Annotated in this window: 13 protein-coding genes; 8 read left to right on the top strand and 5 right to left on the bottom strand. The window is 60.6% G+C overall.

What is annotated here, in order from left to right:
* The first annotated feature begins 80 nt into the window (after positions 1 to 80).
* A complete protein-coding gene (locus tag CWI75_RS04035; protein ID WP_101520212.1) occupies positions 81 to 677 on the top strand; it encodes a YhgN family NAAT transporter in 597 nt (198 codons plus the stop codon).
* A 9-nt stretch (positions 678 to 686) separates the two neighbouring features.
* Here the strand turns inward: CWI75_RS04035 and CWI75_RS04030 are convergent, their stop codons facing one another.
* Genes CWI75_RS04030 through tkt form a run of 5 tightly spaced genes read right to left on the bottom strand, consistent with a single transcriptional unit; the run spans position 687 to position 6,948 of the window.
* Positions 687 to 1,625: an alpha/beta hydrolase gene (locus CWI75_RS04030; protein WP_101520211.1), complete on the bottom strand. Its 939-nt coding sequence runs from the start codon at positions 1,623 to 1,625 to the stop codon at positions 687 to 689.
* Positions 1,626 to 1,638: 13 nt separating this feature from the next.
* Positions 1,639 to 2,703 carry a class II fructose-bisphosphate aldolase gene (gene fba, locus CWI75_RS04025; RefSeq protein ID WP_101520210.1) on the bottom strand — a complete coding sequence of 355 codons (1,065 nt, stop codon included), beginning with the start codon at positions 2,701 to 2,703 and terminating at the stop codon, positions 1,639 to 1,641.
* A gap of 58 nt (positions 2,704 to 2,761) precedes the next feature.
* On the bottom strand, positions 2,762 to 3,913 hold the full coding sequence (locus CWI75_RS04020; RefSeq protein ID WP_101520451.1) for a phosphoglycerate kinase: 1,152 nt from the start codon (positions 3,911 to 3,913) through the stop codon (positions 2,762 to 2,764).
* Positions 3,914 to 3,918: 5 nt separating this feature from the next.
* Positions 3,919 to 4,941: a type I glyceraldehyde-3-phosphate dehydrogenase gene (locus CWI75_RS04015; RefSeq protein WP_101520209.1), complete on the bottom strand. Its 1,023-nt coding sequence runs from the start codon at positions 4,939 to 4,941 to the stop codon at positions 3,919 to 3,921.
* A 3-nt stretch (positions 4,942 to 4,944) separates the two neighbouring features.
* A complete protein-coding gene (gene tkt / locus CWI75_RS04010) occupies positions 4,945 to 6,948 on the bottom strand; it encodes a transketolase (RefSeq protein ID WP_101520208.1) in 2,004 nt (667 codons plus the stop codon).
* Between the two features lie 190 nt (positions 6,949 to 7,138).
* Between tkt and CWI75_RS04005 the strand changes: the two genes are divergently transcribed.
* The 7 genes from CWI75_RS04005 to CWI75_RS03975 all read left to right on the top strand — a co-directional run bounded on the left by CWI75_RS04005 (position 7,139) and on the right by CWI75_RS03975 (position 14,334).
* Positions 7,139 to 8,170, top strand: a complete 1,032-nt coding sequence (locus tag CWI75_RS04005) for an ArsR/SmtB family transcription factor (protein WP_101520207.1) — start codon at positions 7,139 to 7,141, stop codon at positions 8,168 to 8,170.
* Entirely contained in the window at positions 8,167 to 9,321 is a 1,155-nt protein-coding gene (gene metK, locus CWI75_RS04000) for a methionine adenosyltransferase (RefSeq protein ID WP_101520206.1), read from the top strand. The genes CWI75_RS04005 and metK overlap by 4 nt, the downstream gene beginning before the upstream one ends.
* A 92-nt stretch (positions 9,322 to 9,413) precedes the next feature.
* Positions 9,414 to 10,805 carry an adenosylhomocysteinase gene (gene ahcY, locus CWI75_RS03995; RefSeq protein ID WP_101520205.1) on the top strand — a complete coding sequence of 464 codons (1,392 nt, stop codon included), beginning with the start codon at positions 9,414 to 9,416 and terminating at the stop codon, positions 10,803 to 10,805.
* Positions 10,806 to 10,812: 7 nt separating this feature from the next.
* Positions 10,813 to 11,640: a methylenetetrahydrofolate reductase [NAD(P)H] gene (metF, locus tag CWI75_RS03990; RefSeq protein WP_101520204.1), complete on the top strand. Its 828-nt coding sequence runs from the start codon at positions 10,813 to 10,815 to the stop codon at positions 11,638 to 11,640.
* An 11-nt stretch (positions 11,641 to 11,651) separates the two neighbouring features.
* Positions 11,652 to 12,404, top strand: a complete 753-nt coding sequence (locus CWI75_RS03985) for a 16S rRNA (uracil(1498)-N(3))-methyltransferase (RefSeq protein ID WP_101520203.1) — start codon at positions 11,652 to 11,654, stop codon at positions 12,402 to 12,404.
* A gap of 96 nt (positions 12,405 to 12,500) precedes the next feature.
* Positions 12,501 to 13,490, top strand: a complete 990-nt coding sequence (gene gshB, locus CWI75_RS03980) for a glutathione synthase (RefSeq protein WP_101520202.1) — start codon at positions 12,501 to 12,503, stop codon at positions 13,488 to 13,490.
* Entirely contained in the window at positions 13,468 to 14,334 is an 867-nt protein-coding gene (locus CWI75_RS03975) for an energy transducer TonB (RefSeq protein WP_101520201.1), read from the top strand. Before gshB ends, CWI75_RS03975 begins: the two co-directional genes overlap by 23 nt.
* Positions 14,335 to 14,352 lie beyond the last annotated feature (18 nt).

Raw genomic sequence — 14,352 nt, 5'->3', positions numbered from 1 at the left:
AATCTGCTTCCTCCGCGCGCCGCCTGCCACCCCTGGATGGTACCAGAGTGCCCGCCAAACGTCCCCACCACGGAGAACACATGGACACGCTCTCGGCTTTTATTACCCTGGTTTTTGTTATGGATCCCCTGGGTAACGTACCCATCTTCCTGGCGGTATTAAAGGATGTAGACGCCCGGCGTCGACACTGGGTGATCTTCAGGGAAATGCTGATTGCCCTCGGCGTGCTGCTGCTCTTCCTCTATGCCGGCTCGGGCCTGCTCAATGTACTCGGCCTGAAGCAGGAATCGATCAGTATCGCCGGTGCCATCATCCTGTTCCTGATCGCCCTGCGGATGATTTTCCCTTCGCCCAACGGCATTATGGGAGAAAGCCCGGAGGGTGAACCCTTTATCGTGCCTTTGGCCATTCCCGCGGTGGCCGGGCCATCGGCGCTTGCCATCAGCATGCTGCTGGTCAACAGCGACCCAACGCGGATGCTGGACTGGACCCTGGCGGTGGTCGGCGCCTGGGGGGTATCCGCCATATTGTTAATGGCATCGCCCCTGCTGCTGCGCGCCCTGGGCAATCGCGGCCTGATTGCCATGGAGCGCCTGATGGGCATGCTGCTGGTAATCATTTCCGTGCAGATGTTCTTCGATGGCGTACAGAAATTCATGCAGCTGAGCGCCAGCTAGCGCGTGCGCTTACCAGCCCAGATAGCGGTCGATGGTTTTCAGGTAGCGTTCGCGCAATGCTGCGGATTCGTTGGCCAACTGGTGGCCCGCGCCCGGCATCAGTTCTATGCGCAGGCCGGGAAAGAGTGTGCCGTAATGAGGCAGGTTATAGCGCCAGTCAACCGTGGTATCGGCATCACCCTGAACCAGTAGCGCCGGCCCCACACCAAGATCCTGCAGCGGCAACCCCGCCAGCCAGCGACGCAGCGCGCCCACCCAGCTCACCGCAATACGGTGGGATTGCAACGGATCATTGCGTACAAACGCCAGAAACTCACGGTCCGCTGAATTCTCGGCAAAACCCCGCGGCACACTGTCTACAAAACGGTGCACCAGTTCATGGGCGGCGCGTACCCGCCACCAGCTCGCCGGTCGCAATAACGGCGCCAGCAATACGGTGCCGGTGAACGGCCAGGGCGTAAAGCGACGGGCAAATTCCACCAGGGCGGCACCGCCGGTACTCTGGGCCATAACCTGCCACGGTAAAACCGGCAAATCGCCGGCAGCCAGCACATCGCGGATTGCAACGGCGTAGTCGCCGAAATCCTCGATGGCGGCGGGCTCGCCGGTAGAAAGCCCATGCCCCGGCAAATCGAATGCGAGTACATTGCAATCCCGCGCCAGGGCATGTTCAATCAGGTGGCTGTAGAGGCCGCAATGGTCAAGAAAGCCGTGCACCAGCAACAGGTTGTGGCGGGCATCGGGCACCCGCCAACTGTGTACCGCCAGTTGGTAGCCGGCGGAGGGGACCAGGCCCATGCTGTGACGAACCGCCGGTAGCCGCCGTCCGAAGTCGAGGCCGTAATACTGGCAAAACAGAGCCACTTCAGGTGCCGCGGTATCCGCGCCGGGGAATGCTGGCAACGACTCGCGCAGCGCAGCAAGGCTGTCGCGGGTCAGCGACTGCACGGGTGCAGTAATCTCAGTTAACCTTCGGCGCCAATTTGCCCGCGTCGTAGGCCTCCTGCATGGCGATTAACGAGTGCACGCGAATCTTGCCTGCCTGCCCCGCTGAGCCAAAGGCCTCATAACGCGCAATACAGATGTCTTTCATGGCCACAATAGTCGCGGTCAGGAACTTGCGGGGATCAAACTCGGAAGGGTTCTGTGCCAGGAATCGGCGCACTGCCCCGGTCGATGCCAGGCGCAGGTCGGTATCGATGTTGATCTTGCGTACCCCGTAGCGAATACCCTCCTGGATCTGGGCCACCGGCACCCCGTAGGTTTCCGGAATCTCGCCACCGTACTGGTTGATGATCTCCAGCCATTCCTGGGGGACGGAGGAAGAACCATGCATCACCAGGTGGGTATCGGGAATACGGGCATTGATTTCCCTGATCCGGTCGATCGCCAGGATATCCCCCGTAGGCGGACGACTGAACTTGTAGGCCCCGTGACTGGTGCCACAGGCAATGGCCAGCGCATCAACGCCGGTGGCCTTGACGAATTCGGCCGCTTCCTCGGGGTCGGTCAACATCTGTTCGTGGCTCAGGGTGCCCTCGGCGCCAGAGCCGTCTTCTTCGCCCGCCTGGCCGGTTTCCAGGGAGCCGAGACAGCCCAGCTCTCCCTCCACCGAGACGCCACAGGAATGCGCCATCTCCACTACCTGGCGGGTAACCCGGGTGTTGTAGTCAAAATCCATCGGTGTCTTGCCGTCTTCGCCCAGGGAACCGTCCATCATCACCGAGCTGAAGCCCAGCTGGATGGAGCGCTGGCACACGCCGGGCGAAACCCCGTGATCCTGGTGCATCACCACCGGGATATGGGGGAACTCCTCGATTGCGGCCTCAATCATATGGCGCAGGAACGGTGCACCGGCATATTTGCGAGCGCCGGCACTGGCCTGCATGATGACCGGCGAATTGGTGGCATCCGCAGCCTCCATGATGGCCCGGGTCTGCTCCAGGTTGTTGACGTTGAATGCCGGCACGCCGTAACCAAACTCGGCGGCGTGATCCAGCAATTGGCGCATACTGATAAGTGCCATGAATTCTTCCTTTGTCTATCAATTCCGTTTTTGTTGATGTTACCTGGAGACAATAGCCTCAGGCTTCCTCGCCACGTTGCTGGAGAATGGCCACTGCGGGCAGGGTCTTGCCCTCGACGTACTCCAGAAAAGCGCCGCCACCCGTGGATATATAGGAGACCTTATCGGTGATCCCGTATTTGTCAATCGCCGCCACCGTATCGCCGCCACCGGCGAGCGAAAAAGCGTCACTGTCTGCAATAGCATGGGCCAGCGCCTCAGTGCCTGCAGCAAACTGGTCGAATTCGAATACCCCTACCGGGCCGTTCCAGATAATGGTACCAGCATTGGCCACCAGGTCCGCAATGGCCTGTGCGGCCCGGGGGCCGATATCAAAGATCATATCGTCATCGGCTACCTCGTCTGCGGATTTGTGTTCGGCGGCTGTGGTTTCGGAAAACTCCTTACCGGTAACAACATCCTCCGGCAGCGGCACGTGGGTTTTTTCCATCAGCTTTCGGGCCGCGGGGATCAGGTCGTGCTCGCACAGGGATTTGCCCACCGGACTCCCGCTGGCCGCAAGGAAGGTATTGGCGATACCGCCACCCACCACCAGCTGGTCCACCTTCTCAGCCAGGGTTTCGAGCACGGTCAGCTTACTCGACACCTTGGAGCCGCCAACAATGGCCAGCATCGGCCGGGCCGGATCTGACAAGGCCCGTTCCAGGGCGTCCAGTTCACCGGCCAGCAGAGGGCCGGCACAGGCGATGGGTGCAAAGCGCGCCACCCCGTGAGTGGAGGCCTGGGCTCGATGCGCGGTACCGAAGGCGTCCATCACGAAGATATCGCACAGCCCGGCATAAGCACGCGCCAGTGCTTCGTCATCGGCTTTTTCACCGGCATTGAAACGCACGTTTTCCAGCAGGGCCACCTCGCCGTCGGCCAGGGTAACACCGTCGCGCCAGTCCTGTAGTAATGCCACAGGCTGGTCCAGCAGCTCCGACAGGTAGCGGGCAACCGGTGCCAGGGAGAAGCTCTCGTCAAACTCCCCCTCCTCGGGACGCCCCAGGTGGGACATCAGCAGTACCCGGGCACCAGCGTCGGCGGCCCGTTTGATCGTAGGCAGCGCCGCGCGAATCCTGGCATCACTGCTTACCTGGCCATTTTTAACAGGGACGTTCAGGTCTTCGCGAATCAGCACCCGTTGTCCCGCGAGATCCAGCTTTTCCATTAATATCATCGGCTGTCCTCCTGTAGGCTGCCCCAGTGGGCGGCAACATCGAGCATGCGATTGGCATACGCCCATTCATTATCGAACCAAGTCAGCACTTTGACCAGTTGTTCACCGCTGACCCGGGTCTGGCTGGCATCGACAATGCTCGAGCGCGGGTCGTGATTGAAGTCACAGGAAGCGAGCGGCTCGGTGGTAAAACCGAGTACACCGTTGTAGACACTGGCGGCCTTGAGCAGGATATCGTTAACGTCCTCCTCATTGGTCACCCGCGTTACCTGTACCGTGAGGTCCATGGCCGAAACGTTCAGTGTGGGGACCCGCAGCGCCTGGGCGGTAAAGCGTCCTGCCAGCGAGGGCAGGATGCGCTCCACACCCCTGGCCAGCGCCGTGTCCACCGGGATGATCGACTGCGAGGCCGCGCGGGTCTTGCGCAGGTCGGTATGGTGATAGGCGTCCAGCACCGGCTGGTCATTCATTGCCGAGTGGATAGTGGTGATCGTGCCACTGACAATCCCCAGGGCCTGATCAAGTGCGTGGATCACCGGTACAATGCCGTTAGTTGTGCAGGAAGCCGCCGAGACAATGCGGTGCTCACGCTGCAGGGACTGGTGATTGATACCAAAGACCACCGTGGCGTCGACGTCATCCTGGGCCGGCTGGGAAAACAGTACCCTGGCGGCACCACAGCGCAGGTGCTGCTCGGCGGTGGCACGGTCGGAAAAGGCACCGGTACATTCCAGCACCATATCCACGCCGAGCTGGCGCCAGGGCAGCTGGCCCACCTCCGGCTGCCGCAACAGGGTAATGCGATCCCCATCTACCCGCAGTTCGGTTTCGCTACCCTCCAGAGGCAAGGGAAAGCGGCCGTGGGTCGTATCGTAGCGGGTCAGGTGCTGCACCGTCCGCGCATCCGCCAGCTCGTTGATGGCGACTATCTGCAAGTGTTCGCGCAGGTCGCTTTCATACAACGCCCTGAGGATACTGCGGCCGATGCGGCCATAACCATTGATGGCGAGGCGCAACATGCTCTACTCCTCGAACATCACCTCTTCCGCCATCGCCAGCACATGCTCCACGGTAAAACCGAAATAGGTCATCAGCTCCGGCGCCGGGGCCGACTCGCCGAATGAGGTCATGCCGACCACACGCCCGTCCAGACCGACAAATTTGTACCAGTAGTCCACGTGTCCCGCCTCTATCGCAACCCGGGCCAGCACATCGCTGGGCAACACCTTTTCGCGGTAACCGGCGTCCTGCTCCATGAACAGTTCGGCGCAGGGCATGGATACCACGCGTACCTGCTTGCCTGCTTCCGTCAGACGGGCAGCGGCCTCTACTGCAAGCTGCACCTCCGAGCCGGTAGCCAGCAAGATCAGTTGCGGGTGTTGCGCACAGTCGACCAGCACATAGGCACCCCGGGTGATCGCGGCAACCTGTTCCGCGGAACGGGGCTGGTGAGCGAGGTTCTGGCGCGAAAATACCAGCGCAGTCGGACCCTGCCGACGCTCAATTGCCGCTTTCCACGAGACCGCGGATTCAACCGCGTCACAGGGCCGCCAGGTATGCAGGTTCGGCGTTACACGCAATGTCGTCAGTTGCTCTATCGGTTGGTGGGTGGGGCCGTCTTCGCCCAGGCCAATGGAGTCATGGGTATAGACGAAAATGGAGCGCAGCTTCATCAGCGCGGCCATTCGCACCGCATTGCGGGCGTACTCCATGAATATCAGGAAGGTCGCCCCATAAGGCACCAGGCCACCGTGGAGGCTAATACCGTTCATGATCGCCGACATGCCAAACTCGCGTACCCCGTAGTACACGTAGTTACCGCCGCTATCGTCGGCGGTAACACCGGTGGTGCCGCTCCACAGGGTCAGGTTGGAACCCGCCAGGTCAGCGGAACCGCCGAGCAGCTCGGGCAATATTGGCCCGAGGGCGTTAAGACTGTTCTGGGAGGCCTTGCGCGAGGCGATGGTCTGGCCCTCCGCCTGGCAGGTGTCAACCCAGGCCTGGGCCCGCTCGGCAAAATCGTCCGGCAGGTCACCGGCCAGACGACGACGCAACTGCGCAGCGAGCTCCGGGTAGGCGCCGGCATAGGCCGCCATGGCGCTATCCCAGTCCCGCTCTCGTGACGCACCGGCCTGCAGGGCATCCCAGCCGTTGTAGATTTTCTCGGGAATCTCGAAGGGTTCGTGGGGCCAGCCGAGCGCCTCGCGGGCAGCGGCGATTTCATCGACACCCAGGGGGGCGCCGTGGCAGGATTCGCTGCCCTCCTTGTTGGGCGCGCCCTTGCCTATCACCGTTTTGCAGCAGATGAGCGTGGGCCTGTCATGCTCGGCCCGGGCAGTCTCGATCGCCTGGCGGATCTCCTCGGGGTCGTGGCCGTCAACGCGCGGGATAACCTGCCAGCCGTAAGCACGGAACCGTGCCGGCGTATCGTCCGTGAACCAGCCCTCAACCTCGCCATCGATCGAAATACCGTTGTCATCGTAAAAGGCAATCAGCTTGCCCAGGCCCAGCGTGCCCGCCAGTGAGCATACTTCGTGGGAAATCCCTTCCATCAGGCAGCCATCGCCCGCAAACACATAGGTGTGATGGTCAATAATGTCATGCCCTGGCCGGTTGAACTGTCCGGCCAGCACCTTCTCCGCCAGCGCCATGCCCACCGCGTTGCCAAGACCCTGGCCGAGGGGCCCGGTAGTGGTTTCCACGCCCGGCGCATAACCGTATTCCGGATGACCCGGGGTCAGGCTGTGCAACTGGCGAAAGTTCTGTAACTGCTGGATCGGCAGCTCATAGCCAGTGAGGTGAAGCAGCGAGTAGATGAGCATGGAACCGTGACCGTTGGAGAGCACGAAGCGATCCCGGTTGGGCCATTGCGGATTGGCAGGGTTGTGTTGCAGGAAGTCATTCCACAAAACCTCGGCAATATCCGCCATTCCCATTGGGGCGCCGGGGTGACCGCTATTGGCGCGCTGGACAGCGTCCATACTCAGGGCGCGGATGGCATTGGCAAGGTCGGTACGGGAAGGCATCGGGTTCTCCAGGGTGTAAGGCAGCAGCGGCCGGGATCTATATAAAGGGCGGCCATTTTCGCGTAAGCGGGGGCTTACGGCAAACAAATCACCATAATAAAGCTGAGAGCTTGTCGCCCCAGGGGGGTTATCGGCAGATCTATATCAAATTATTTTGATATAGATTGCAAAGCTTGCTACCATCGCTTCAATGATTGCCTTATCAACCCTGCCAGGCGCGCCGGCCGCTCCCAATCCCGACCCGGACGAACAGATCGAAGCGCTGGCCACCCTTTGTAAGGCAAGTGCGGATACGCTGCGCCTGCAGATACTGCGGGTACTGCGCAATGACTCTTTCGGGGTCTCTGAGCTGTGCGCGCTATTCGATATGCGCCAGCCGGCGCTGAGCCATCACCTCAAGGTATTGGCCAACGCCGGGCTGGTGGCAACAAGACGCGAGGGTAACTCCATTTTTTACCGCCGCAGCGAGCTGGGCCAACAGGCCGGGCTGAGTGCTGTCCAGCACCATATTTTTGAGGCCCTGGACAATACGGAACTGCAACCGGGGCTGGCAGATCGGCTCGAGCAGGTACAGAACCGGCGCGAACGGAATTCGCGCCATTTTTTTCGCGACAATGCCCACAAATTCCGCCAGCAGCAAGACCTGATCGCCAGTTACGACCAGTACGCCGCAACTGTCGCCCAGGTATTGCGCGATGCACCGATACGGCAATTTGATACCGCCCTTGAAATCGGTCCCGGCGAAGGCGCTTTCCTGGCGGAACTGGCACCGCAATTCCAGCATGTTATCGCCCTCGACAATGCGGCCACCATGCTGGATCGCGCCCGCGCCACCGCCGCCGCCGCCGGTTTCAGTAACGTCGAGTTCGTTCTCGGCGATACCGGGCATGCACTACTGCGCCAGCGGCAGGTGGATTGTGTGGTCATCAATATGGTATTGCACCATACGCCGAGCCCGGCACAGATCCTGCGGGATGCGGCGCGCTGCCTGACCCCCGGCGGAGTCATCCTGGTTACCGACCTGTGCCGCCACGACCAGGCCTGGGCGCGGGAAAACTGCGGTGACCTGTGGCTCGGCTTTGCCCCGGAGGAACTGGCCGACTGGGCGGGAGAGGCAGGCCTTAAAGATATCGCCAGCGTATTTCTGGCACAACGTAACGGGTTTCAAATCCAGGTGCGCCTGTTCGGGCACCCATACACAGCAACAAGGAATCAGGTATGAGCGAGTACGCTATTTTCACCTCTGAATCGGTATCCGAGGGACACCCGGATAAAATGGCCGATCAGATTTCGGACGCCATTCTGGACAAGATCCTGGAGGATGACGCCAACGCCCGTGTTGCTGTAGAGACACTGGTCAAGACCGGGATGGTGGTCATCGCGGGAGAGGTCACCACTGATACCTACGTTGACCTCGAAGATGTGGTTCGCAACGTGGTACTGGATATCGGCTACAACAGCTCGAAGGTCGGCTTCGATGGAGCTTCCTGCGCCGTACTGAATGCCATCGGCAAGCAGAGTCCCGACATCGCCAGGGGTGTGGATGAAAACGATGAAAAAGAGCAGGGTGCGGGCGACCAGGGCCTGATGTTCGGCTACGCCACCAATGAAACGGATACCCTGATGCCCGCCCCGATCTACTACGCACACCGGCTGGTAGAGCGGCAGGCCCAGCTACGCAAGCACGGCACCCTGCCGTGGCTGCGTCCGGACGCCAAAAGCCAGATCACCCTGCGCTACGAAAAAGGCCGGCCGGTCGGTGTGGACGCGGTAGTGCTTTCCACCCAGCACGATGAAAACATCAGCCAGGCTGATATCAGGCAGGCCGTGCTGGACCTGATCGTGAAAGAAGTGCTGCCTGCGGAATGGCTGGGGCCGGAGACGCAGTACCACATCAACCCCACAGGCCTGTTTGTCATCGGCGGGCCAGTCGGTGACTGCGGCCTTACCGGTCGTAAAATCATCGTCGATACCTATGGCGGCATGGCCCGTCATGGTGGCGGTGCTTTCTCCGGCAAGGATCCCTCCAAGGTTGACCGTTCAGCCGCCTACGCCGGCCGCTACGTGGCCAAGAACATCGTTGCCGCCGGCCTCGCGGATCGCTGCGAAATCCAGGTGTCTTATGCCATTGGCGTTGCCGAGCCCACATCGATTTCAATCAATACCTTTGGTACCGGCAAACTGTCCGACACCACTATTGTCGCACTGGTGCGCGAACATTTTGACCTGCGCCCCAAGGGTATTGTCGACATGCTCAACCTGAAGCGACCCATCTACCGCAAGACCGCGGCCTATGGTCACTTCGGTCGCGAAGATCCCGACTTCACCTGGGAGCGTACAGACAAGGCCGACCTGCTGCGGGCAGCTGTTTAACCGGTTGGCACAGCAGCATCAAGCCGGCCGGGCCTCAGAAAAGGCCCCCGGCCCGGATCACCCAAATTCACCAGTAACAAGAAGGGAACATCATGAGCACAGCAACCAATCTCGATACTACTGCCGATTACAAGGTCGCCGATATCAGCCTCGCAGAATGGGGCCGGCGCGAACTGGATATCGCCGAAACGGAAATGCCGGCCTTGATGGCGATGCGCGAAAAGTACCGCGCCAGCCAGCCCCTCGCCGGCGCCAGGATTCTCGGCTGTATTCACATGACCATCCAGACCGGGGTACTCATAGAAACCCTGGTTGAGCTGGGCGCAGAAGTGCGCTGGTCCTCCTGTAACATTTTCTCCACTCAGGACCATGCTGCCGCCGCTATCGCCGCGGCCGGGGTGCCGGTATTTGCGTGGAAGGGCGAAACCGAGGAAGAGTATGAGTGGTGCCTTGAGCAGACCATTCTCAAGGACGGCAAGCCCTGGGACGCCAATATGGTGCTCGACGACGGCGGCGACCTGACCGCCATGCTGCACCAGCAGTACCCGGCAATGATGGACCATATCCACGGTATTACCGAAGAGACCACCACCGGGGTACATCGCCTGCAGGAGATGCTGGCGCGTGGAGAACTCAAGGTGCCGGCGGTCAACGTCAACGATTCCATCACCAAGTCCAAGAACGACAACAAGTACGGTTGCCGTCACAGCCTCAATGACGCCATCAAGCGGGGCACCGATCACCTGCTGTCCGGCAAGAAAGCGCTGGTAATCGGCTATGGCGATGTCGGCAAGGGCTCGGCCCAGTCGCTGCGCCAGGAAGGCATGATTGTGCGGATCAGCGAGGTCGACCCCATCTGCGCCATGCAGGCCTGCATGGACGGCTATGAAGTGGTCTCGCCTTTCCGGGACGGCATTAATACCGGTAATCCGGACTGCATCGACACCACGTTGCTGGGCAATGTGGATCTGCTGGTCACCTCCACCGGCAACTTCAATGTCTGTGACGAAAACATGTTACGTGCGCTGAAGCCCTTCGCCGTGGTCTGCAATATCGGCCATTTCGATAACGAAATCGACACCGCCTTCATGCGCCGCAACTGGCAGTGGGAGGAGGTCAAGCCGCAGGTGCATAAAGTCTATCGCGATGAGGCCCGCAGCGATTACCTGATCCTGCTGTCCGAAGGCCGGCTGGTTAACCTGGGTAATGCCACCGGGCACCCGTCCCGGATCATGGATGGCTCCTTTGCCAACCAGGTACTGGCGCAGATCTACCTGTATGAACGCGGCTTTGCCAAACTGGAGCCGGAGTTGCGTACTGCTGCACTGAAGGTGGAAGTCCTGCCCAAGAAGCTGGACGAAGAAGTGGCCGCGCACATGGTGGCCGGTTTCGGCGGTGTTATCACCAAACTTACCAGCACCCAGGCCGAGTACATCAACGTGTCCGCCTCTGGCCCGTTCAAGCCCGACAGCTACAAGTACTAGGAGCACCATGAGCACAATCAGCTTCGAATACTTCCCGCCAAAAACGGCGGAGGGCAAGGCAGCGTTGCTGGACAAGACCACACCGGCGCTGCTGGACCTCAATCCCGGCTTTTTCTCGGTCACATACGGCGCCGGCGGTTCGACCCGGGACAGCACCTTCGGCGTTGTTGCGGCCCTGTGTGAGCGAGGCATTGAGGTCGCCCCTCACCTGAGTTTCGGGGGCGATGATGCCGACACCATGGCCGCGCTGCTGCAACGTTACCGTGATCTGGGCGTCAAGCGCCTGGTGGCCCTGCGCGGGGATATGCCATCGGGAACCGGCGGCCCCGGCCAGCTGGTGTATGCCAATGAGCTGGTGGCCTTCATTCGCCAACACACGGGCGACCACTTCCACATTGAAGTGGCCGCCTACCCTGAAATTCATCCCCAGGCGGAAAGCTATGCCAGCGATCTGCACTACCTCAAGCTGAAACTGGATGCCGGCGCCGACAGCGCCATTACCCAGTATTTTTACAATGTTGAATCCTACTTCTACTTTCTCGACCAGTGCGCGGCAATCGGTATAGATAAACCCATCTACGCCGGCATCATGCCGATCACCAACTTTGCCAACCTGGCCCGTTTTTCCCGTAATTGTGGTGCCGAGATCCCGCGCTGGATCTGCCAGCGCATAGAAGGTTACGGCAAGGACGACGAGAGTATCCGCAAGTTCGGCATTGAGGTTGTCACCCAGCTTTGCCAGACCCTGCTGGAGAACGGCGCGCCGGGGCTTCATTTCTACACCATGAACCAGGTGGACCCCACCCGGCAGATTTACCAGAACCTGGGCCTCTGAGGGCGGACACCGTGCGTATCCCCCGTATCTACACGCCACAAATGCTGACCGCGGGCTCGGAGTTGGCGCTGGAACCTGGGGCGAGCCAGCATCTCGGCAAAGCCCTGCGCATGGGGCCCGGGGACGTGCTACTCCTGTTTGATGGCAGCGGTAGCCAGTACAGCGCCCGGATTGTGGCCGTGAGCAAAAAGCAGGTGACGGTGCAGTTAATGGAACAGCAACCGGGCACCATGGATTCACCGTTGTGGGTTCATCTGGGCATTGGCATTTCCCGGGGCGAACGCATGGACTGGGTGATGCAAAAGGCCACTGAGCTGGGCGTGGGTGCCATCACCCCACTCTACACCGAACGCACCGAAGTGCGGCTGCGCGGCGAGCGCGAAAGCCGCAAGCTGGGCCACTGGCAACAGGTGATCATCAGCGCCTGCGAACAGAGCGGGCGCAGCACATTGCCAACCCTTCACCCGCCCACCAACCTGGATTCATGGCTTGGCGGTTGCGAGGAAGAGCGGCGCTTTGTTTTGCATCACCGGGCCACCAGCAAACCGCGCGGGGCCGACGAACCCGGAACCGTTTGCCTTCTGGTCGGCCCGGAGGGCGGTCTCAGCGAGCTGGAAATCGATGCCGCAGGCCACGCCGGCTTTGAAGCCCTCACCCTTGGTCCGCGGATATTGCGCACTGAAACCGCACCCCTGGCGGCGCTTGCCATCCTGCAGGCCCGCTGGGGCGACATGCGCGGATTACATCCGGGGCCCGACCACTGAACCGGCAACCCACCTTGCACCGCTGGAGCATCGACGCTTGCGCCGGCCGCGGCGTTTGCGTACTTTAACCCGCCAATCAAGCCAAGAGACATAACCATGACAATCAGGATCGGTGTAGTAATGGATCCAATCTCACGGATCCAGTACAAAAAGGACAGCACCCTCGCCATGCTGTGGGCGGCCCAGGCCAGGGACTGGCAATTGTTTTACATGGAACCGGCCGATCTGTTTCTCGAACACGGCACCGCCCGCGCCAGCATGTCGCACCTGACCGTATTTCACGACCCCGAGAGCTGGTACCGACTGGACCACCCCCAGGTAAGGAACCTGGCGGAACTGGACGTGATCCTGATGCGCAAGGATCCACCCTTTGACAACGAATACATCTACCTCACCTATATTCTTGAGGCGGCGGAGCGACTGGGTACGCTGGTGGTAAATCGCTGCGACAGCCTGCGCGACTGCAACGAAAAAATGTTTACCACCCAGTTTCCACAGTGTTGCCCACCGCTACTGGTGAGCGGCGACATGGCCAGGCTTAAAGCCTTTCACAGCGAGTACGGCGATGTTATTTTCAAGCCCCTGGACGGTATGGGCGGTGCATCAATTTTCCGGGTAATGCACGGCGACCCCAATCTCAGCGTGATACTTGAAATCCTGACCAATTTCGGCAAGCGCACCATTATGGCGCAGCGCTTTATTCCGGAGATTACCCAGGGTGACAAGCGGGTACTGATGATTGACGGTGAGCCTGTCAGCTACTGCCTCGCGCGTGTGCCCATGCTGGGCGAAACCCGTGGCAATCTTGCCGCCGGCGGCCAGGGCCGGGGACAGCCACTGTCGAAGCGGGACCAGTGGATCGCCGAACAGGTAGGCCCCAGCCTGCGCGAGCGCGGCCTGATGTTCGTGGGACTGGATATCATCGGCGATTACCTCACCGAGATCAACGTGACCAGCCCGACCGGAATCCAGGAAATAGAGCGAGCCTCCAATCTGGACATCGGCGGCCAATTAATGGATTGTATTGCCAACGAGTTACGCCAGCGGGAACAGGCAGAGGGACATGCAGCAGGGCATAGGCAGTGAACCGGGCAATGGTATTGGCATAGCTGTTTTTCTGGCCGCTGCGCTGCACGCTATTCTGGTGTTGGGTATCGGTTTTAGTGCCGGTGATACCCCCGAATATACGCCGCAGCTTGAAATCACCCTGGCACAGCGCCCAACCAGCCTGACCCAGGAGAATGCCCGGCATCTGGCCCAGTTTAACCAGCAGGGCAGTGGCAACAACGACGAGCAGACTTCGGTTACCGATAGTGCCAGTGCCCCACTACTGGTGGGTACGGCAGAAACGCCCGACACGGCGCCGGCCGCTGTCCCCCGGCGGCAGGCTGAGGCCCCGCTGGTCAGCGAAAACAGTACACGCCAGACCCTTCCGCAACAACGGGCCGGTACAACAACAACCCCCATGGGTGCTGCAGGCACCAACCCCGAGGCGGATCAGTTCGACCGGGAACTGGCCCGGCTACAGGCGGCCCTGGAAGACCAGGCCCGGGACTACTCGGAGCTACCCCGGGTACGCCGGCTCACCTCGCTCTCTACACGCTCGGCAATTGACGCAGCCTACCTGCACGACTGGCGCAAACGCGTGGAGGCGGTAGGTAACCGATACTACCCTGAAGCCTCGGTCCGCTATGGCATTTATGGCAGCCTGCGCTTGTTGGTGGTAATCAATTACGATGGCCGGCTGGAGGATATCCAGGTGTTGTCATCCTCTGGATTTGCGGTGCTCGATGAAGCCGCCATGAAAATTGTGCGCATGGCGGAGCCCTATGCCCCGTTTCCCGCCGAACTCAGGGCGACTACCGACAAACTTGAAATCATCCGCACGTGGCAATTCGAAGAAAACACGCTAAGCTCAGAAAGAGGTTAGCAACCAGCATGGAGCAAA

It is taken from the genome of Kineobactrum sediminis, assembly GCF_002868715.1.
GTDB lineage: Bacteria > Pseudomonadota > Gammaproteobacteria > Pseudomonadales > Halieaceae > Kineobactrum > Kineobactrum sediminis.
Note: the sequence above shows the minus strand (reverse complement) of the source record. Positions and strands in the feature narration are given on the sequence as shown.